This window comes from Brachybacterium horti, from assembly GCF_054777615.1.
On sequence record NZ_BAAHAM010000002.1, the window covers coordinates 806,994 to 826,360 of the forward strand.

General features: G+C 73.9%; 16 protein-coding genes. 7 read left to right on the forward strand and 9 right to left on the reverse strand.

From position 1 onward, the window contains the following. Nucleotides 1-78: 78 nt before the first annotated feature. The 5 genes from acnA to dut form a co-directional block, all read right to left on the reverse strand. Nucleotides 79-2,856 (reverse strand): aconitate hydratase, encoded by a 2,778-nt coding sequence (gene acnA / locus ACYVAP_RS08910; RefSeq protein WP_498860368.1) that lies wholly within the window; start codon nt 2,854-2,856, stop codon nt 79-81. Nucleotides 2,857-3,157: 301 nt separating this feature from the next. Then, entirely contained in the window at nt 3,158-4,489 is a 1,332-nt protein-coding gene (locus ACYVAP_RS08915; protein ID WP_137770913.1) for a class I SAM-dependent RNA methyltransferase, read from the reverse strand. A gap of 124 nt (nt 4,490-4,613) precedes the next feature. Next, nucleotides 4,614-5,363, reverse strand: coding sequence for a DUF3159 domain-containing protein (locus ACYVAP_RS08920; RefSeq protein WP_498860369.1), 750 nt, complete (start codon nt 5,361-5,363; stop codon nt 4,614-4,616). Next, nucleotides 5,360-6,139, reverse strand: coding sequence for a DUF3710 domain-containing protein (locus ACYVAP_RS08925; protein ID WP_498860370.1), 780 nt, complete (start codon nt 6,137-6,139; stop codon nt 5,360-5,362). Before ACYVAP_RS08925 ends, ACYVAP_RS08920 begins: the two co-directional genes overlap by 4 nt. A 1-nt stretch (nt 6,140) precedes the next feature. Continuing rightward, nucleotides 6,141-6,656 carry a dUTP diphosphatase gene (gene dut / locus ACYVAP_RS08930; RefSeq protein WP_498860371.1) on the reverse strand — a complete coding sequence of 172 codons (516 nt, stop codon included), beginning with the start codon at nt 6,654-6,656 and terminating at the stop codon, nt 6,141-6,143. Nucleotides 6,657-6,719: 63 nt separating this feature from the next. Here dut and ACYVAP_RS08935 point away from each other — a divergent pair, with 63 nt between their 5' ends. Then, entirely contained in the window at nt 6,720-7,259 is a 540-nt protein-coding gene (locus tag ACYVAP_RS08935) for a DUF3093 domain-containing protein (protein ID WP_498860372.1), read from the forward strand. Nucleotides 7,260-7,399: 140 nt separating this feature from the next. Here ACYVAP_RS08935 and ACYVAP_RS08940 read toward each other — a convergent pair whose 3' ends face one another. Beyond that, the gene (locus ACYVAP_RS08940) at nt 7,400-7,699 is read right to left on the reverse strand and encodes a DUF4193 domain-containing protein (protein ID WP_137770918.1); all 300 of its coding nucleotides are present in this window, start codon (nt 7,697-7,699) and stop codon (nt 7,400-7,402) included. A gap of 286 nt (nt 7,700-7,985) precedes the next feature. Between ACYVAP_RS08940 and sepH the strand changes: the two genes are divergently transcribed. Further along, nucleotides 7,986-9,290 carry a DUF3071 domain-containing protein gene (gene sepH, locus ACYVAP_RS08945; RefSeq protein WP_498860373.1) on the forward strand — a complete coding sequence of 435 codons (1,305 nt, stop codon included), beginning with the start codon at nt 7,986-7,988 and terminating at the stop codon, nt 9,288-9,290. 110 nt (nt 9,291-9,400) lie between these two features. On the opposite strand, the gene ACYVAP_RS08950 is transcribed toward sepH, so the two are convergent. The 3 genes from ACYVAP_RS08950 to ACYVAP_RS08960 are packed head-to-tail and all read right to left on the reverse strand — an operon-like array spanning nt 9,401 to nt 13,878. Further along, nucleotides 9,401-10,522, reverse strand: coding sequence for an alkaline phosphatase family protein (locus tag ACYVAP_RS08950; RefSeq protein ID WP_264449157.1), 1,122 nt, complete (start codon nt 10,520-10,522; stop codon nt 9,401-9,403). 5 nt (nt 10,523-10,527) lie between these two features. Then, nucleotides 10,528-11,103, reverse strand: coding sequence for a DUF5998 family protein (locus ACYVAP_RS08955; protein WP_498860374.1), 576 nt, complete (start codon nt 11,101-11,103; stop codon nt 10,528-10,530). Between the two features lie 39 nt (nt 11,104-11,142). Beyond that, the gene (locus ACYVAP_RS08960) at nt 11,143-13,878 is read right to left on the reverse strand and encodes a bifunctional acetate--CoA ligase family protein/GNAT family N-acetyltransferase (RefSeq protein WP_498860375.1); all 2,736 of its coding nucleotides are present in this window, start codon (nt 13,876-13,878) and stop codon (nt 11,143-11,145) included. Nucleotides 13,879-13,982: 104 nt separating this feature from the next. Here ACYVAP_RS08960 and ACYVAP_RS08965 point away from each other — a divergent pair, with 104 nt between their 5' ends. The 5 genes from ACYVAP_RS08965 to ACYVAP_RS08985 all read left to right on the forward strand — a co-directional run bounded on the left by ACYVAP_RS08965 (nt 13,983) and on the right by ACYVAP_RS08985 (nt 19,295). Beyond that, the gene (locus ACYVAP_RS08965) at nt 13,983-16,442 is read left to right on the forward strand and encodes a DNA gyrase/topoisomerase IV subunit A (protein WP_498860376.1); all 2,460 of its coding nucleotides are present in this window, start codon (nt 13,983-13,985) and stop codon (nt 16,440-16,442) included. Nucleotides 16,443-16,450: 8 nt separating this feature from the next. Next, nucleotides 16,451-17,584, forward strand: coding sequence for a hypothetical protein (locus ACYVAP_RS08970; protein ID WP_498860377.1), 1,134 nt, complete (start codon nt 16,451-16,453; stop codon nt 17,582-17,584). Then, the gene (locus ACYVAP_RS08975; RefSeq protein ID WP_498860378.1) at nt 17,581-18,441 is read left to right on the forward strand and encodes a D-hexose-6-phosphate mutarotase; all 861 of its coding nucleotides are present in this window, start codon (nt 17,581-17,583) and stop codon (nt 18,439-18,441) included. Before ACYVAP_RS08970 ends, ACYVAP_RS08975 begins: the two co-directional genes overlap by 4 nt. Nucleotides 18,442-18,586: 145 nt before the next feature. Then, nucleotides 18,587-18,748: a hypothetical protein gene (locus tag ACYVAP_RS08980; RefSeq protein ID WP_498860379.1), complete on the forward strand. Its 162-nt coding sequence runs from the start codon at nt 18,587-18,589 to the stop codon at nt 18,746-18,748. Between the two features lie 211 nt (nt 18,749-18,959). Then, nucleotides 18,960-19,295 carry a hypothetical protein gene (locus ACYVAP_RS08985; RefSeq protein ID WP_498860380.1) on the forward strand — a complete coding sequence of 112 codons (336 nt, stop codon included), beginning with the start codon at nt 18,960-18,962 and terminating at the stop codon, nt 19,293-19,295. Nucleotides 19,296-19,367 lie beyond the last annotated feature (72 nt).

Here is a 19,367-nt window from a genome sequence, read left to right on the forward strand (position 1 = left end):
GCCACCACCGCCGCCCCCGAACGACGGCGCCCCGCCCACCCGGAGGTGGACGGGGCGCCGCGCAGAGCGCGGTGATCGTCAGGCGGCGACCAGCGAGCGGAGCACGTACTGCAGGATGCCGCCGTTGCGGAAGTAGTCCGCCTCGCCGGGGGTGTCGATGCGGAGCACCGCGTCGAACTCGACGACGGAGCCGTCCTCCTTGGTGGCCTTCACGGCGACCGTCTTCGGCGTGGTGCCCTCGTTGAGCGCGGTGACGCCGGAGATGTCGAAGGTCTCCGTGCCGTCCAGGCCCAGCGACTCGGCGTTCTGCCCCGCGGGGAACTGCAGCGGGAGCACGCCCATGCCGATGAGGTTGGAGCGGTGGATGCGCTCGTAGCTCTCGGTGATGACGGCCTTGACGCCCAGGAGCTTGGTGCCCTTGGCGGCCCAGTCGCGCGAGGAGCCCGTGCCGTACTCCTTGCCCGCGAGGACCACGAGCGGGATGCCCTGCTCGGCGTAGGCCTGTGCCGCGTCGTAGATGAACTCCTGCTCGCCGGTCAGGAAGTTCTTCGTGTACCCGCCCTCGACGCCGTCGAGGAGCTGGTTCTTGATGCGGATGTTCGCGAAGGTGCCGCGGATCATCACCTCGTGGTTGCCGCGGCGCGAGCCGTAGGAGTTGAAGTCCTTGCGCTCGACGCCGTGCTCGCGCAGGTAGCGACCGGCCGGGGAGTCGGCCTTGATCGAGCCCGCGGGCGAGATGTGGTCGGTCGTCGTGGAGTCGCCGAGCTTGGCGAGCACGCGGGCGCCGGTGATGTCCTCGACCGGGTCCGAGGTGGCGCCCATGCCCTCGAAGTACGGGGGCTTGCGCACGTAGGTGGACTCCTCGTCCCACGCGAAGGTCGCGCCCTCGGGGGTGTCGAGCCCGCGCCAGCGGTCGTCACCGGCGAAGACGTCCTTGTAGTCCTCGGAGAACATCTCCTGCGTGATGTTCTCGCCGATGACCCGCTCGACCTCGGTCGGGTTGGGCCAGATGTCGCGGAGGTAGACGTCGTTGCCGTCCTTGTCCGTGCCCAGCGCGTCGTTCTCGAAGTCGAAGTCCATCGTGCCCGCGAGCGCGTAGGCGATGACCAGCGGCGGCGAGGCCAGGTAGTTCATCTTCACGTCGGGGTTGATGCGGCCCTCGAAGTTGCGGTTGCCCGAGAGCACCGCGGTGACGGCGAGGTCGTTCTCGGCGATCGCCTCGGAGATCTCCGGCGCGAGCGGGCCGGAGTTGCCGATGCAGGTGGTGCAGCCGTAGCCCACGAGGTGGAAGCCGAGCTGCTCGAGGGCGGGCCACAGGCCGGCCTTCGTGTAGTAGTTCGTGACGACCTGCGAGCCGGGGGCCATCGAGGTCTTCACCCAGGGCTTCGCCTCGAGGCCCTTGTCCACGGCGTTCTGCGCGAGCAGGCCGGCGGCCATCATGACCGAGGGGTTCGAGGTGTTGGTGCACGAGGTGATCGAGGCGATCGAGACGATGCCGTGGTCGATCGTGTAGTCCGCGCCCTTCACGGCGGTGGGCTGCGAGGCGCGGCCCGTGACGTGCTGGTGCTCGGGGGCGGGGCCGCCGGACTCGTTGTCGGAGTCGGGGGTGGCCGGGTCGGAGGCCGGGAAGGAGCCGTCGCCGTTGCTCACGGCCGGGTGGCCGGTCGCGTAGGAGGGCAGCACCTCACGGAAGGACTCCTTGGCCTCGGACAGCACGATGCGGTCCTGGGGGCGCTTGGGGCCGGCGATCGAGGGGACGACGGTGGAGAGGTCCAGCTCGAGCGTCACCGAGTACTGCGCCTCGGTGGACGGGTCGTGCCAGAGGCCCTGGCGCTTGGCGTAGGCCTCGACGAGCGCGAGCTGCTCCTCGGAGCGGCCGGTGAGGCGCAGGTAGTCGACGGTCACGTCGTCGATCGGGAAGATCGCACAGGTCGAGCCGAACTCGGGGCTCATGTTGCCGATGGTCGCGCGGTTCGCGAGCGGCACCTGGGCGACGCCCTCGCCGTAGAACTCGACGAACTTGCCGACGACGCCCTGCTGGCGCAGCATCTCGGTGATCGTGAGCACGACGTCGGTCGCGGTCGCGGCGGCGGGAATCTCACCGGTGAGCTTGAAGCCCACGACCTGCGGGATGAGCATGGAGACCGGCTGGCCGAGCATCGCGGCCTCGGCCTCGATGCCGCCCACGCCCCAGCCCAGCACGCCCAGGCCGTTGACCATGGTGGTGTGGGAGTCGGTGCCGACGCACGAGTCGGGGTAGGCGCGCAGCACCCCGTCCACGTCGCGGGTCATGACCGTGCGGGCCAGGTGCTCGATGTTGACCTGGTGGACGATGCCGGTGCCCGGGGGGACGACCTTGAAGTCGTCGAAGGCGGTCTGGCCCCAGCGCAGGAACTGGTAGCGCTCGCGGTTGCGCTCGTACTCGAGCTCCATGTTCTTCTCGAGCGCGTCCAGGCGGCCGGCCACGTCGATCATGACGGAGTGGTCGATGACCATCTCCGCGGGGGCGAGCGGGTTGATGCGCTCGGGGTCGCCGCCGAGGTCCTGCACGGCCTCGCGCATCGTGGCGAGGTCGACGACGCAGGGCACGCCGGTGAAATCCTGCATGATCACGCGGGCCGGGGTGAACTGGATCTCGACGGAGGGATCCGCGGTGGGGTCCCATCCGGCGAGGGCGCGCACGTGCTCGGCGGTGATGTTCGCGCCGTCCTCGGTGCGCAGGAGGTTCTCGAGGAGGATCTTGAGGCTGTAGGGAAGCTTCTCGGCGCCCTCGACGGCGTCGAGGGCGTAGATCTCGTAGTCGGTCTCACCGACGCTGAGATTCTGCTTCGCGGAGAACGAATCGACTGTGCTCACGGGGCACACTCCTTCATGTCGTGGGCGAACTCGTCCATCGTAATCGCGGTCACAGCGTCGCGGAGCGGACTGCACGGACTTCTCCGACGGCGCCGGAATGACGCGGCGATCACGAAGCGAGGGGCCACGGACCAGTTATCTTGACGTCAAGATAACCCTAGCACGCAGGACACTCGTCCGGCGGAGCCTCGCCGCCGTCGCAGCGTGGCGAGGCCGTGAGTTCCGCCGCCAAGGGCATGCTCACCGTATTAGCAAATTCTCGTGTCCCGATATTCGAGTGGGCACGCCGGAGTACGCCTGATCAGCGCAGCGGGCGCTCCAGGACGGTCACCGACTCGACGTGATGGGTGTGCGGGAAGAGGTCGAAGACGCGCAGGTCCACGATGCCCCAGCCCGCCTTCTCCGCGACGGCGAGGTCCCGGGCGAGGGTCGACGGCTCGCAGGAGACGTAGACGATCCGCTCCCGCACGACCTTCGTGAGCAGCTCCATGAGCTCCGCCCCGGCGCCCGAGCGCGGCGGGTCCAGCACGACGACGTCGACGCCGCCCCGGCGCGCCCGCACCCAGTCGGTGACGTCCGCGGTCGCGGTGGAGACCTGCCGGAGGTCCTCCAGGTTCTCCGCCGCGAGCTGCGAGGCGCGACGGTTGCCCTCGACGCTCACGACCGAGCCGTCCTGGCCCACCTGCTCCGCCGCGGCCGCGGCGAACAGCCCGACACCGCCGTAGAGGTCCCACACGCTGCCGCCCCGCGGCGCCGCCAGGTCACCGGAGACGACCTCCGTCAGCAGCTCCGCGGCCCGACGGTGCACCTGCCAGAAGCCCGTCGCCGCGACGGTGAACAGCCGCTCCCCCACGCGCTCGGTGACGGTGCCGTCTCCGCGCAGCGGGGTCAGCCCCTGCGCGGTGCGCACGGCGACGTCGGCGTCCCCCCACGAGTCCGGGATGCTCACCGAGGCGGGGTCCAGCTCCCGGCCGATCAGGACGACCGCGGGCGGGCCCGCCGAGGGCGCGACGACGTCGATCGCCTCGACGCCCTCCGGCGCAGTCCACGAGCCGAGGTCCAGGTCGCGGATCGCCTGGGCGGCGAGAGGGTTCTCCCCCACGGACCGCACCTCGTGCGAGCGCCAGCCGCGCATGCCCACCGCACCGTCGGCGTCCACCGCGAAGCGCACGCGGGTGCGCCATCCCAGTCCGTCCATGTCATGGGTGGCCGGCTCGACCTGGACGTCCTCGATCGGGTAGCTCGTCACCCCGGCGCGCTGGAGCAGCTCCTGCATGACCTCGGAGGCGATGCGGCGCTGCGCAGGGAGGGCGATGTGCGCCCACTCCGCGCCGCCCACGCCGTCCACGCCGGCCTCGGCCCAGACGGAGGGGACACGGTCCACGCCGGCCTCGAGCACGTCGATCGCCTCGGCGCGCCAGAAGCGCGCGTCGGCCGCCTGCTCGGGGTCGTCGAGCAGACGGGCGGTGACGGTCTCCCCGGGAGCGGTGCCGCGGACGAAGACCACACGACCCTCGTGGCGGGCGACGAACGTGCCGCCGGCGGCGGGACGCTCGGCGGTCAGCGAGAGGAGACGGCCCTGCGCGGCGGCGTCCTCGACCGTGCGCTCCGGCTCGGAGTCCGTGGCGTTCATGCGTCCCGCTCCCTTCCCGCGGCGGCACCCGCCGCGGACTCGTTCATGTCCGGGCCAGTCTCCCACCCCGATGATCGCGATGTGGACGCACCTGGCGCCGTGGCGCCGGATCGGGATCGATTCTTTACCCGGCGCGGTGCGCCGCTCCGTCCTGCGATCGTGCCGCCCGGCGCGCGAGCAGCGACCGGTGCATGAGCCAGACCAGATAGGCCACCACGGCGAACAGCGGCAGACCCATGGCGAGCTTGGCCACGCCCATCGCCGCGACCTGTCCCGCGAGCAGCAGCGGGACCTGCACCGCGAGCTTCGCGGCGTACAGACCGGCGAACAGCCAGGTCGCACGGGTGTAGACACGGCGGGCGTCGGGGTCCTGCGCCCAGTCCTCGACCCGTGGGTCGAGCGCGCCCACGACGAGGCCGATGAGCGGACGACGGGCGAGCACCGAGACCACGAGCAGCACGAGGGTCACGACGTTGATCGCGATGCCCGGCGCGTAGAAGTCGGTGCCGTCGCCCGAGCGGAGCGCGAGCACCGCGCCGAGCGCCACCCCGATCAGCCCGCCGAGGACGGTCTGCGGGCTCTGCCGCTGGACGAGCCGCGCCACGAGCGCGACGACCACCACGGCGACCGCGACGACCGCCGCGACGGCCACCGAGCGGGTGACGACGAAGAGCACGACGAACAGGAGCGTGGGCGCGACGGACTCGGCGATCCCGCGCGGACCGCCGACGGCGTCGCGCACCGAGAACTCCTCCTGGCGCAGCACGCCGCCCAGGCCGCGGGCGCGCCGGTCCTCGGCGCCGTCCTGGCGCGGCCCGCCGCCCGGGGCGGATCCGCTCCCCCGCTCCGGGGTGCCGCCGTCGGGGGCGCTCATCCGATCTGGGTGATCTCCGGACCGCGCGCGAGCGGGTCGAGGAGCTCGTCGGGCGCGGCGGAGGTCGGCGCGACGCGCTCCCCCGGCAGGTGCAGGGGGATGAGCTCCTGCGGGGCCATCGCCTCGTGCCCGCGGACCACGACAAGCCGCGAGATCAGCGTCTCGAACTCCTTCGCCTGCGCCGGGTCGCCGAGCGCCTTCCCGGTGAGGATGGCGCGGAGGAACCAACGGGGACCGTCGACGCCCAGGAAACGGGCGGGTCGGTAGCCGGTGCGGCCGTCGGAGCGCTTGACGGGCAGTCGCGTGATGAGCTCGGTGCCGAAGGGGCCGGGGCGGGTCTCCGCCGTGCCGCCCTGCCCGACCACGGAGTCGCGCAGGGAGGTGCGCACCTCGTCCCAGAGCCCGCTGGTCTTCGGCGCCGCGAAGGCCTGGACCTGGAGCGAGGAGCCGCCCAGCACGAGGTTCGCGCCGGTCACGGCGTTCGTGCGCTGGTCCACCTCCATGCGCAGCTCGAGACCGTCGATCCCCGGGACCTGGATGCCGCCGAGGTCGATGCGCTCCTCCTCGGGCGCGTCGGAGGCGTCGTAGGGGCCGTCCTCGAGGTGCGCGGCGCGCCCCTGCTCCTTCTCGGCGTCGGCCGTGTCATCAGCGTCGACAGCATCGACAGCATCGGCCTTCGCGGCGCCGGCAGCGGTCTTTGTGCCGTCCGCGGTCCCGACCCGGGACTCGTCGACGTCCTCGGCGGCCTTCCTGCCGCGGCGGGAGAACAGTCCCATCTCAGGCCACCTCCCCGTCCGTGGCGGGCCCGAAGCCGCCGCTCGACCCGAAGCCGGAGGCCGCCCGCTCGGTGTCGTCGAGCTCCTCGACGGTGCGCAGGACGGGGGCGAGGAAGGGGACCACGACGAGCTGGGCGATCCGGTCGCCGCGTCGCAGCGCGAAGGGCTCGGCGGGATCGGTGTTGTGCAGCGCGACCTTGATCGGCCCGCGGTAGCCGGCGTCGACGACGCCGGGGCCGTTGAGCACGGTGACGCCGTGGCGGGAGGCGAGGCCGGAGCGCGGGCACACGAGGCCCACGGTGCCGGGCGGGAGGGCGACGGCGAGACCCGTGTCCACGAGCGCACGGCCGCCCGGGGCGATCGTGAGGTCCTCGGCGCTCGAGAGGTCCAGGCCGGCGTCGTCCGCGAGGGCGCGGACGGGGGCGACGGCCCCTTCGGCCAGGCGGAGGCGCAGCTCGGGTGCACCCTCCGCGGGGACGGCGCCCGCGGCGGTGGCGGTCGGGGTGGTGGAAGGCATGGGACCCAGGGTAGGCGCTCCGTGCTGAGGAGTGGTCCAGGCTCTGCGTGAGACGATGGGGGCATGTCCGACGCCGCCGAGGGGAGCTCCCCCGCCGCCCCGATCCCCCCTGATCCTGCCGTCCCGTCCTCCCGTACGGGGACCCGGCCGGCCGCCGCTCCCACGGGCGCGCCCCTGCACCGTGAGCGCCTGCTGCCCGGGATCGGCACCTGGATCGTCATCATCGCCGTGGGAGCCATGTGCGGCGTGGTGCTCGTGCCGCTGGGCGCCACGCTCGCGCTGGTCGTCGGGATCGTCGGGATCGTCGTGGCCGTCGTGCTCGGGGTGCTCACCGCTCCCGTGGTCGAGGTGAGCGGCGGGCGCCTGCGCGCGGGACGCGCGCAGATCGAGGTGGAGCTGCTGGGGACTCCCGAGGAGCTCGAGGGCGAGGACTGGCAGCGCACGATGGGCGTCGGCTTCGAGCCCCTCGCCTTCCACCTCACCCGCGGCTGGATCCGCTCGGGTCTGCGCGCCGAGGTGCTCGACGAGGGCGATCCCACGACCGCCTGGGTCGTCTCGACCCGCCGTCCCGAGGATCTCGCGCTCGCCCTGCGCAGCGCCTGAGCCCCGCGAGCCCGGCCGCCGCGCGGCGGCCGCTCTCCCCTGATGCGCCCTCTCCCCTGATGCACCGACGGCGCCCCTCCTCCCGGAGGGGCGCCGTCGGCTCTGTCCCGCGATGCGGGGGTGATGCTCTGCGGATGCGCTCAGGCGGCGCACTCGGTGCAGATGATGAGGGTCCCCTCGACGTGGTCGATCTGGCTGCGGTGCTTCACGAGGAAGCAGCTGGCGCAGGTGAACTCGTCGGCCTGCCGCGGCAGCACGCGGACGGAGAGCTCCTCACCGGAGAGGTCCGCGCCGGGCAGCTCGTAGGAGTCCGCGGCCTCCGCCTCGTCCTCGTCGACCACCGGCGTCGCCGCCTTGTTCGATCGACCCTTGAGCTCCTCGATCGAGTCGTCGTTCGACTCGTCGTCGTTCTTGCGCGGTGCGTCGTAATCTGTGGCCATCTACGGTCCGTTCCTGGTGGTGGTCCGGGGGATGACGGGGGCGAGCTCCGCCGTCCTCCGGGGGTGGATCCTCGGCTGTGCGCAGGCGCCCGTCCCCTGCGGGCCGATGCGCGACACAACGCCGAATGCGGCGGCATTATTGCAGACCGCCCGGCATGCGACAACACGGGTCCCACGCGTCCCCTCCACCGGGCGCGGCGCATCAGTGAGTTCCCTGCGCGACACGCTATGTTCGGCGTCTAGACTCGGTCCACGTTCCGACCAGGCACCGACGGAGAGGACGACGATGCGCGAGCTCGAGCTCGACGGGATCCACGACGACGGGGAGCACCTCATCCTCCTCGACTCCGATGGTGAGCGGTACACCCTGCGCATCGACGAGGCGCTCCGCGCCGCCGTCCGGCGCGACCGACCGGCGCTGGGAATGATCCAGGCGGCCGACGCCGCCCCGCTCAGCCCCCGCCAGATCCAGGGCCTGCTGCGCTCGGGACGCAGCGCCGAGGAGATCGCCGAGCTCGCGGCCATCACCGTCGAGCACGTGCGTCGCTACGAGGGCCCGGTGCTCGCCGAGCGCGAGTGGACCGCGGGCCGTGCCCGCACCTTCCCCGTGGGACGCGGCGGCCCCTCCCTCACCTCCGTGGTCTCCGAGCGGCTCGCCGCCCGTCAGGCCGACGAGGACGTCGCCTGGGACGCCTGGCGCCGCCCGGACGGCACCTGGACCCTCGAGCTGAGCTTCAACGCCGCCGGTCGCACGCGGCAGGCGCACTGGGTCGCCGATCTCGACAACCGCTCCCTCGCCCCCGTCGACGACGAGGCGCGCTGGATCAGCGACGAGGACGCCCCCGTCGAGCCGTCCCGCGGCCGCACCCGTCTGATGGCGGTCAAGAGCTCCGTCTACGACCTCGAGGCCGACGGCTCCTTCGACGAGTCCGCCGGGCCGCGCCGCGGCGCGGCCGAGCGCTCCGCCCATCCGGCCGCCTTCGACGAGGCCGAGCTGGACGCGCTCAACGCCCGGCGCGGGCTGCGGTCGGTGCCGCCGCTCGAGGACGACGACTCCGCCGGCGTGTGGAGCACCCTGGACGAGGACGTGCCGCGGAGCACGCCGTCGCGCGGGATCACCGGTCCGGCCGACAACGCCGACGTCGACGTCGACCGTGGCCTGGACGCCGATCCGGACCTCGACGCGCAGCGGGACCATGCGGGAACGGCCCCCGAGGAGGAGGACCCCTTCTCCGAGGACCTGACGGACGACGCCGCGACCGGCCCCTCCGGCGAGGGCGAGCTCGAGGACGAGGACGGCGCCCCCGCCCCGGAGCCGCTCCAGTACCAGGACACGGTGGACCTCACCCAGGACCTCACCCCGCTCCCCGGCTTCGACGACCCTCGTGACGAGGACGCGGGAGCCACCGAGGACCCGTCGGTCCCTGATGCCCCGGGTGCCGATGGGCACGATGTGGATACCGCGGAGAGCACCGGGAAGCCCGAGCAGAAGAGCGCCCCCGCCCCGAAGAAGGCGTCCAAGCCCGCGAAGAAGGGCCGCGCCTCGATGCCGAGCTGGGACGAGATCGTCTTCGGCGCCAAGCACGACTGAGCGGCTCGACCGCACACCTCGGCAGCGGCTCCGTCCTCACGGGCGGGGCCGCTGTCGTCGTCCTCGGTGCCCGACGTCTCCCGTGAACCGTCGTACCGGGGACCCGGCGCTCAGGCCTCCGTGCGCAGCAGCGGGACGAGCGCCTCGCGCGGCGTGAGCGACCCGTGCACGCCGACCAGCTTCCGTGCGCCCTCGCGGCGGCGGGAGAAGTCGTCGACACCCCAGCGGCCGCGGGCGAGCACGAGGACGTCCGGCACCCGCCCGGCGGCGACGGCGGAGGGCTCGGCGCCCTGCGGACCCAGCAGACCCGAGCCGAGCACCTCGTCGCGGGTGAGCACGAGGGCGCGGTCCTCGAGCAGCTCCGCGAGCCCCGCCGCGAGCAGCGGCGCCTCGTCCCGCTCGCGCACGGCGAGCGCGAGCGCACGGGCCTCCCCCGCGACGGTGCCAGCGAGCCGCTGCAGCGACGGATGGTCGGCGAGGTCCACGGTGTGCGCGGGGTCCGTGTCGACCATGCCGTGGTCCGCGGTGACCGTGACACGGGTGCCCGAGGGCAGGCGCCGCAGGAGGGTGCCGAGCAGGGCGTCCGCCTCGGCGAGCGCCTCGCGCCAGGCGTCGGAGTCCGTGCCGTGGTGGTGCCCCGCATGGTCGACGTCGTCGACGTGCAGGTGCACGAGGCCGTCCGGGCCGGCGCGCCGCACGGCCACGAGGACCGCGTCCGCGCGGTCGTGGCGGCCGTGCCCCTGGAAGTCCCAGCCGCGATAGGCGACGCGGCTGAGATGGGAGCCCTGGTGCTTCGCGGGGGCGACCTGCACGGCGCGGCGGGGGTGCTCCTCGAGCAGCCCGGGCAGCGGCATCCACCGCTGCGGGTCGATCCCGGGCTCACCGGTGATCTGGTTGACGGCGGTGCCCGTCGCGGGATCGATGGCCGTGTAGCCGAGCACCCCGTGCTCGAGCGGCGCCAGGCCCGTGTGCAGCGACACCATGGCGGTCGCCGTGGTGGAGGGGGCGACGGTGCGGATGCGCTCGGTGCTCCCGGCGAGCCGGCGCAGGGTCGGGGTCAGCGCGCGGTGCTCCTCGAGCAGCTCGGCGCCGAGGCCGTCGATCAGCACGACGACGTCGCGCCCGCGGGCGCCGGCCCGGGCCAGCGGGGCGACGACGTCGAGCAGCGCGGGACGGGCGCCCGCCGCGAAGGGCGGCGGCAGCAGGTCGGAGGGCCAGTCGGCGGGCTGCACCGGGCTCAGGAGTCGAGCGCGTCGACAGCGTCGAGCAGCAGACCGTGGAAGGCGAGCGCCTCCTGGACGGCGGCCTCGCCGTCGGCGAGCGCGCTCACCCGCAGGGCGAGGTCCGAGGGGGCGACGGTGCCGCTGAGGCCGTGGTCCACCTGGCAGGACGGGTCGCCGCAGTCCGCGCGCTCGAGGTCGACGCGACGGGTGCCGCCCCAGGTGATGCCGAGCGTCACCTCGGCCTCGCTGCCCCGCACCCTCGTCCCCTCGGTGTCGAAGACCTGGGAGAGCCCGGTGCCGGTGACGCGGCTGAGGCGGATGCGCTCCGTGGTCGCGATGACCTGGCTGGGGTTGAGGTCGTCCGCCGGGTCGTCGTCGAGGTGGCTGATGACGAGGTGGCGGGCGGTCAGCACGAGCACCGTGAGGTGGCGTCGCACCTCCGGGCCGTCGAAGGTGGTCTCCGGCCGCACCAGGTGCCCCAGCACGGGGGCGCCTCGCAGGGACAGGGCGAGCGAGCCGCCGGCCGTCTGCGGGAAGTAGCCCGCGGTCTCGAGGTCCGCGGTCAGGGAGGCGGGGAGCGCGGTCGTCATCCTCCGATTGTCCCATGCGGGAGGGGACGGCGGAGCGGCTCAGCCGGAGCGGCCGCCCAGCAGCGCGCGGCGGGCGCCGTCCGTCCGGTTGGGGGCCGGGGCGAGCTCCGCCCGCGCGCCGACGACGAAGGCGCCCTCCCGCGCGACGACGACCGGGTACAGCTCGAAGGAGGCGAGCTCCGGGACGTCCTCGGCGAGCAGGCCGGTGCGGACCACGACGTCCGCGAGGGCGTCCCTGTCCGCCGGCGGGAGCCCTCGCTCCCCCGAGAGCTTCACGGCGCTCGCGGGGGCGTCCACGAGCTCCCGCGCGGCGCGCTGCGAGAAGGGCGGGATCGCGTAGGCGATGTCCTCGAGCAGGTCCGTCGCGTCCCCGGCCACGGAGAGGGACACCACGGGGCCGAGCGAGGGGTCCTCGACGCTGCGCACGACCATCGGCACGCCCGTGGGGGCCATGGACTGCACCTCGAGCGGCGCGCTCGAGAAGGACAGGTCCTCGCGCATCCGGGCGTGGGCGTGCCGCAGCTGCACGGCGTCGGTGATGTCCAGCCGCACGCCGCCGAGGTCCGCGCGGTGGCGCAGCACCGGGTCGGTGCTCTTGAGCGCGACGGGGTAGCCCACCGTCGAGGCCGCGCGGACGGCCTCCTCGGCGTCCGCGGCGGGGAGCGAGGGCAGCAACGGCAGCCCGTAGGCCGCGAGCAGCGCGCGCGTGGTCTCGAGGTCCAGGGTGACCCGCTCCCCCACCGGCGGCAGGTGCTGCTCGACGATCCTGCGGGCGGCGGCGCGGTCCACGTCCTCCCGCACCGCGAGCTCCTCGCGGTCCGCCGCGGGTCGCTCGGCGGCGGCGAGCATGCCGGCAGCCGCGCGCACGGCGAGCGCGGGGGTCACGTGGACGGGCGGAAGGGCGAGGTCCTCCCGGACCGCCTCGTGCACCTCCTGGAAGCGGCTGCGCTCGGAGACCAGGCAGACGACGAGCGCGACCTCGCTGTGCCGGGCGATGGTCGCCATCTCCCGCAGGGCGCCGAGGTGGTCCCCCGCGAGCGGGTCGATCACCCCGGCGATGATGAGGTCCGCGCGATCGGGACCGGCGACGGCGGTGAGGGCGCGCTGCATGACGCGGGGGTCCGCCGCGAGCGGCACGTTCCGGTCGTCGATGACGATCTGCAGGCCGGCCTCGTCGGCCGCGCCGCGCAGGCTCGCCCCGAGCGCCGCCGTGTTGGAGAGCAGCGCGACCCGCGGCCCCTTGGGGACGCCCTGACGGGAGACGGCGTCGACCACGTCGAGCAGGTGGTCGACCGTCCGCGCCTGGACCACCCCGGAGGAGGCGAGGACCTGGTCGAGCGCGCGCCGCGGGAGAGAGGACTCACGCACGTCGTGACCGGGGGTGCCGCTCACCCGCAGCCCCGGTGGGCGGAGCACGACCACGGGCGTGCTGCGGGTGAGGCGGCGGGCGATCCGGGTGAACTTGCGCGGGTTCCCCATCGTCTCGAGGGCGAGGCCGATGACGTCGATGCGCTCGTCGTCCTCCCAGTGCTGGAGCACGTCGTTGAGGGAGACGTCGGCCCGGTTCCCGACGGCCACGAACTCGTGCACGCCGGTGCCGCGCTCGTCGACCCCCGCGAGGAGCATCGCGCCGAGCGCGCTGGACTGGCCGGCGACGGCGGCGGTGCCCGGCCGCGGGAGGCGCGGGGAGAGCGAGACGCTCAGCGCGTCCTCCCCCGTGCGCAGGACGCCGAGCGAGCCGGGGCCCAGCAGCCGCATGCCGTGGCGTCGGACCTCGGCGACGAGCTCCCGCTGCCGGCGCCGGCCCTCCTCGCTGTCGTCGTGCCCCTCGGTGGGGATGAGCACGCTGCGCACGCCGATCGCGGCGCACTCCTCGATCGCCTCGAGCCAGGACTCGGGGCGCAGGGCGATCACGGCGAGGTCCACGGGTCCGGGGACGTCCGCGATGCGGGGCCGGGCGAGGTGCCCGCGCACCTCGAAGGCGTCACGGGAGACGAGGTGCAGGTCGCCCTGCCATCCCGAGCCCTCGAGCGCGGTGAGGACACGGCCGCCGATCGAGTCGGCGCGCGTGGAGACGCCGACCACGAGCACGGAGGAGGGGTGCAGCAGCCGTTCCATGGCCCGGGCCTCCGCGCGGTGCTCGCGCTCCGCCATGACCTCGAGCGATCGCGCCGTCGGGCCGATGCGGAAGGTGACCATGACCACCCCGTCGTCGAGCACGCGCCGCACGTCGAAGCCGGCGTCCGTGAACACGGAGAGCATGCGGGCGTTCTGCGGGAGGACCTCCGCGGTGAAGACCGAGATCCCCACCTCGCGGGCCGCGGCCGCGAGGTGCTCGAGCAGCACGGAGGCGAGCCCCGTGCCCTGGCTCGCGTCGGAGACGTTGAAGGCGACCTCCGCCTCCTCGGGCGAGGCCCGGTCGTAGCGGCCGACGGCGATGATCTCGTCTCCCCGCTGCACGACGAGCGCGACCCGGTCGTGATGGTCCACGACGGTGAACCGCTCGAGGTCCCGCGGGGAGAGCCGCGGCATGGGGGCGAAGAAGCGCAGGTACCGGGAGCGCTCGGACTGGCGCACGTGGAAGTCCTGGAGGGCGTCGGCGTCCTCCGGGAGGATGGGGCGCAGGTGCGCGGCGGAGCCGTCGCGCAGCGCGATGTCCGCCTCCCAGTGGGCGGGGTACGCCGCCGGCGCCGGTGCGGGGGCGCCGCGGCGCCGCGAGCGTCGTCCCGCGCTCCGCTCCGAGGGGGACGGGAAGGGTCCGTGCCGGTCCGCCATGCCGGGATCCTATCGCCGCGCACGGCCCCGGAGACGGGGACCACGGTCCCGCCCCGGGCCCCGCCTCCCCGTCCCCGTGCCGGTCATGGGCAAGAATGACCCTCATGGCCCGTTCACGCACCACGAAGTCCCCGGCCGACGAGGAGCCGTTCGAGGAGACCGTCGTCGACATCGACGTCACCAGCGAGATGGAGACGTCCTTCCTCGAGTACGCCTACTCGGTGATCTACTCCCGGGCGCTGCCCGACGCGCGCGACGGGCTCAAGCCGGTGCAGCGGCGCATCCTCTACATGATGGCGGAGATGGGCCTGCGCCCGGATCGCGGGCACGTCAAGAGCCAGCGCGTGGTCGGCGAGGTCATGGGCAAGCTCCACCCCCACGGCGACACCGCGATCTACGACGCGCTCGTGCGCATGGCGCAGGACTTCTCGATGCGCCTGCCGCTCGTGGACGGCCACGGCAACTTCGGCTCCCTCGACAACGGCCCCGCCGCGCCCCGGTACACGGAGGCGCGCCTCGCCCGGGCGGCGCAGCTGGTGACGGACTCCCTCGACGAGGACGTCGTGGACCTGGTCCCGAACTACGACAACCAGCTGACCCAGCCGGAGGTGCTCCCGGCCCAGTACCCGAACCTCCTCGTCAACGGCGCCTCGGGGATCGCCGTCGGCATGGCGACGAACATGGCGCCGCACAACCTCGTCGAGACGATCGCCGCGGCCCGCCACCTCATCGCCCATCCCGACGCCTCCCTCGAGGAGCTCATGCGCCTCGTGCCCGGGCCGGACCTGCCCAGCGGCGGCCGGATCACGGGCCTCGACGGGGTCCGCGACGCCTACCGCACGGGCCGCGGCTCGTTCCGCATGCGCGCCACCACGCGCATCGAGAACGTCACGACCCGCCGCAAGGGCATCGTCGTCACCGAGCTGCCCTACCAGGTGGGCCCGGAGAAGGTCGCCGAGAAGCTGCGCGACGCGGTGCAGGCGAAGAAGGTCCAGGGCATCACCGACTACCAGGACCTCACGGACCGCCACCACGGCCTGCGCCTCGTGCTCACGGTGAAGTCCGGCTTCGAGCCCGAGGCGGTGCTCGAGCAGCTCTACCGCTACACGCCGCTCGAGGAGTCCTTCGGCATCAACAACGTGGCGCTCGTGGACGGGCAGCCGCGCACCCTGGGCCTCAAGCAGCTGCTCGAGGTGTTCGTCGACCATCGTCTGCAGGTGGTGCGCCGCCGCACCGAGCACCGTCTGCGCAAGCGCTCCGAGCGCCTCCACCTCGTGGAGGGCCTGCTGCTCGCGCTCGTCGACATCGACGAGGTCATCCAGATCATCCGCACGAGCGACGACGTGGACTCCGCGCGGACGCGGCTCATGCAGGTCTTCGACCTCTCGCAGGTCCAGTCGGAGTACATCCTCGAGCTGCGGCTGCGCCGGCTGACGAAGTTCTCCCAGATCGAGCTCGAGGGTGAACGGGACGAGCTGCTCGCCGAGATCGCGCGCCTCGAGGAGATCCTCGGCTCGGACCAGGTGCTGCGCGCCCTGGTCTCCGACGAGCTCGCCGCGGTCGCCGCCGAGCACGGCACGCCCCGCCGCACCGTGCTGCTCGAGGCCTCCGAGCAGAGCCGCCCCGCGGCCTCCGGCGCCGGGCTCGAGGTGGCCGACGAGCCCTGCACGGTCCTGCTCACCGGCACCGGTCTCGTCGCCCGCACGGCGGGCACCGAGGATCTCGTGCGCGAGGGCGGCCGCGCCTCCCACGACGTCATCGTCTCGCGGGTGGTCACGACGACCCGTGCGACCGCCGGCGTCGCGACGAGCCGCGGCCGGGTGCTGCAGCTCTCCGTCGTGGACCTCCCCTCCCTCGCCCCCACCGCCGGGGCGCCCTCGCTCGCGGGCGGCACGCGCCTCGCGGACCTCGTCGACCTCGAGGACGGCGAGCGGGCGCTCGCGCTCGTGCGCCTCGCGCCGGCGGACCTCGAGCGCGGCGGGGCGATCGCGCTCGGCACCCGGCAGGGGGTCGTCAAGCGGGTCCAGCTGGACTTCCCGCGCTCCGACGGCTTCGAGATCATCTCGCTCAAGGAGGGCGACGAGGTCGTCGGCGTCGTGGACCTCGAGGACGACGCGGACCTCGACCTCGTGCTCATCACCTCCGACGCGCAGCTGCTGCACTTCCCCTCGTCGGGCGTGCGCCCGCAGGGGCGCTCCGCGGGCGGCGTCGCGGGCGTCAAGCTGGGCGCCGGTGCGCGGGTCCTCTCCTTCGGGGTCGTCGACGTCACCGCCCCGGCGGACGTCGTCACCGTCTCCGGCTCCTCGGCGACCCTGCCGCTGCTGCAGACGGGCTCGCTCAAGGTGTCCTCGCTCGCGGAGTTCCCCGCGAAGGGCCGTGCGACCGGCGGTGTCCGCTGCCACCGCTTCCTGCGCGGCGAGGACGTGCTGATCGGCGCCTGGGTCGTGCCGCACCCGGCGCGCGCCTGCTCGGAGGCCGGGCAGCCGATCGACCTGCCCGATCCGCTCGGTCGCCGCGACGGCTCGGGCACCCCGGTCGCGGTCCCGATCGCCGCGGTGGGCTGACCTCCCCCGTGGCTCCCCGCCTCGCCCTCATGGCCTCCCGCGCGACGCGGGAGGAGTCGCTGCACCTCGTGCTCGGCGGCGGCGGGGCGGTCGTGGGCCTCGCCGTGGGGCTCGTGTTCCTGCGCGGCACAGCACCGCTCGCGGGGACCGGGTCGATCGGCCAGGTCGCGGCGCTGTCGGTCTTCGGCTGCGCCGCGGCGACCGCGGCGCTCGTCCTCGCCGTCGTCACGCCGCGGTCGATGCCGTGGTTCGGCGGCGCCCACCGGTGGCGCAGGGCGCTGGACATCGTGGGCCTCGCCCTGGTGTACGGGCTGCTGGGGCTCTTCCTCACGAGCGCGCTGTTCGGCGTGTTCCAGCAGGCGTTCCAGGGCGTGGCCCTGGACCGCATGGCGGGAACCTTCTGGGTGGTCGTGGCGAGCGCGGCGGGAGCCTATGCGACCTCCGCGGCCGCGTCCGCGCTCACCGGTCGCTCCCTCGCGACGCTGCTCGCGGTGTTCCTCACCGCCGGGGTCCTCGCGAGCGCGATGAACGCGACGGACCGGTACTGGTGGGAGCGTTACTTCTCGGAGCTCGGCGAGGGCGGGGACCTCGCGAGCGTCACCTTCAACCTCACGCTGCTCGTCACCGGCGTCGCGCTGCTCACGGTCACCGAGTTCCTCGCCCACGACCTCGACCGCTGGGCCGCCTCCGCCGGGGAGCCGGCCTGGGTGACCGCCGTGGTCCGGACCCTGCTCTCCGCCGTGGGGGTGCTCGTGGCCCTCGTCGCGCTCGTCTCCCGCGACGTGAGCGTCACCTGGCACGACGTCATCGCCCAGACCCTCGTGGTGGTGTTCGGTGCGCTCCTCGTGGTGACCCCGGTGCTGCTGCGCCGGATGCCCGGCGGGCTGCTGCCGGTGACGATCACGGCCTTCGCGCTCCTGGTCTCGATCATCGTGATGTTCGTGGAGGTGCGCTACCTCAACATGACGGCCTTCGAGATGGGTGCCGCCGCGATCGTCTACGTGTGGCTGCTGCTGTTCATCCGCATCGTCTCCGCCGCGGCCGACGGCGCCGAGGAGGCCCGGGCCGAGGACGCGCAGGAGCATCCGCCGACGAACGGCGACGACGCGCTCGCCGCCCCGGATGGGAGCATGGGGCCATGACCACAGCACCCGCAGACATCCCCCTCCCGGCCGGCGTGCGCCGGGGCGAGGACCACGGCGCCGACGCCGTGCTCGTCGACACCCCCGCCGCCCGCGCGGTCCTGCACCTCGACGGCGCCCACCTCACCAGCTGGGCGCCCGCGGGGACCACGGACGTCCTCTGGCTCTCCCCCGACTCGGCGTTCGGGCACGGGGCGGCGATCCGCGGCGGCGTGCCGCTCGTGGGCCCCTGGTTCGGCCCGGGCCGTCATGGCGACCAGGAGGTCAAGCACGGGTGGCTGCGCAACGTCCGATGGACGCTCGAGCGCGCCGAGACCGCCGGTGAGGACGTGGTCCTGCACCTCGTCTCCCCCGCCGATCGCACCGAGCTCTCCGCACGTCTCGTGGTGCGGATCGGTGCGGAGCTCTCGCTGGACCTCACGCTCACCGCGGGCACCGCCCTCGAGGTCGAGGCCGCCCTGCACACCTACCTCGCCGTGTCCGACGTGCGCCGGGTGCGGATCGAGGGCCTCGGCGGCGCCGAGTACCTCGACAACACGCGCGGCCTCGCCGCCGATGTCCTCCCCGCCGGGGACCTCGTGCTCACCGGCTCCACCGACCGGGTCGTGGACCGCGCCGGCGAGGTGCGGATCGTCGACGAGGGAGCGGGCCGCACGATCGTCTCGAGCCCGCGGGGCACCGCGAAGACCGTCGTCTGGAACCCCTGGACCGAGCTCGCGGCCGGCATGGCCGACGTGCCCGACGACTCCTGGCCCGGCTTCCTGTGCGTCGAGCCGGCGGTCGCCAAGGACGCGGCGGTGGAGCTCGCCGCCGGCGACAGCCTCACGATCGGCGTCACCTACACCGTCCTCGGCTGACCCTCCGGGCCCGGCCGGCTCCGGGCCGCCGCCCGCTCCCCTCGCCCCGTCACCGCCGCTCGTCCCGAGCCCGGTGGCGGGGCGTCGTGCTGCCTGCAGGTTTATTCGCTGGACCCGCGCGGATCACCGTGATGGAGTACATCCCATGGAGATCACGACCCCGACCACGACCACGGCCCCCGCGGCCGGTCCGGCCGTCCCGGGCGCGACGATCCCCCGGTCCCTGCGGCAGCCCGCCGCGCGGAAGGCGTTCGGCCCCGGGGGTTCCCGCCCCGGCACGCCGACCGGCACCGCCGCCGTCCGCTGACGGCCCCCCGCCTCCCGTCCTGACCGGGCGGAGGCCCGACAGGGCCCGGTGACGCACCGCGTCCCCGTCCCTCACCGGCGGAGCCCGCTCCGCCCCCTCACCCCTGCGGTCCTGCCGCGCGCCCTCCCCTGCCCGGATCCCTCCCGGTCCGCGGTCAGGTGCTGTCCGCGCACCGGCGAAGGATCGTGACCACCGCCTCAGGAGACCCCAGATGAGCATCCAGCTCGACGTCGACCGCCGTCATCCCCCCACCGACACCACCGATCCGTCCTTCCCCGTCACCGCGCGCCATCCTGCTCCGCTCCACCACCCCGTGTTCGACGAGCGCAGCTTCGCCGAACGCGCGGAGGACGAGCACCGTCCGGCGCCGGGCACCGTGACGGCCCGCCCCCAGGAGCCCGCGCTCCCGGGCGCCCTGCTCCTCGTGCGGAGGCTCCTGCGCCGCCGTTCACCCCAGGAGGTGCTCCGCCACGAGCAGCGACTGAGGGAGCGGGAGCGCAGCCATCAGCGCGCGCTGCTCGCCTCCGGCGTCCTGCACGTGCTGTGACCCCGGCCCCGGACGACCCGGCCCTCGGTCCCTTCGTGGGACCGGGGGCCGTCTCGTCCGTGCTGCCCAGTG

Excerpts from the sequence above, each read along its gene's own strand:
- ACYVAP_RS08960 (WP_498860375.1), bottom strand. The coding sequence starts at position 13,878 with ATGGCGGACCGGCACGGACCCTTCCCGTCCCCCTCGGAGCGGAGCGCG.
- ACYVAP_RS08980 (WP_498860379.1), top strand. The coding sequence starts at position 18,587 with ATGGAGATCACGACCCCGACCACGACCACGGCCCCCGCGGCCGGTCCG.
- ACYVAP_RS08985 (WP_498860380.1), top strand. The coding sequence starts at position 18,960 with ATGAGCATCCAGCTCGACGTCGACCGCCGTCATCCCCCCACCGACACC.
- dut (WP_498860371.1), bottom strand. The coding sequence starts at position 6,656 with ATGCCTTCCACCACCCCGACCGCCACCGCCGCGGGCGCCGTCCCCGCG.
- ACYVAP_RS08975 (WP_498860378.1), top strand. The coding sequence starts at position 17,581 with ATGACCACAGCACCCGCAGACATCCCCCTCCCGGCCGGCGTGCGCCGG.
- ACYVAP_RS08965 (WP_498860376.1), top strand. The coding sequence starts at position 13,983 with ATGGCCCGTTCACGCACCACGAAGTCCCCGGCCGACGAGGAGCCGTTC.
- ACYVAP_RS08955 (WP_498860374.1), bottom strand. The coding sequence starts at position 11,103 with ATGACGACCGCGCTCCCCGCCTCCCTGACCGCGGACCTCGAGACCGCG.
- ACYVAP_RS08940 (WP_137770918.1), bottom strand. The coding sequence starts at position 7,699 with ATGGCCACAGATTACGACGCACCGCGCAAGAACGACGACGAGTCGAAC.
- ACYVAP_RS08915 (WP_137770913.1), bottom strand. The coding sequence starts at position 4,489 with ATGAACGCCACGGACTCCGAGCCGGAGCGCACGGTCGAGGACGCCGCC.
- ACYVAP_RS08925 (WP_498860370.1), bottom strand. The coding sequence starts at position 6,139 with ATGGGACTGTTCTCCCGCCGCGGCAGGAAGGCCGCCGAGGACGTCGAC.
- ACYVAP_RS08920 (WP_498860369.1), bottom strand. The coding sequence starts at position 5,363 with ATGAGCGCCCCCGACGGCGGCACCCCGGAGCGGGGGAGCGGATCCGCC.
- ACYVAP_RS08935 (WP_498860372.1), top strand. The coding sequence starts at position 6,720 with ATGTCCGACGCCGCCGAGGGGAGCTCCCCCGCCGCCCCGATCCCCCCT.
- sepH (WP_498860373.1), top strand. The coding sequence starts at position 7,986 with ATGCGCGAGCTCGAGCTCGACGGGATCCACGACGACGGGGAGCACCTC.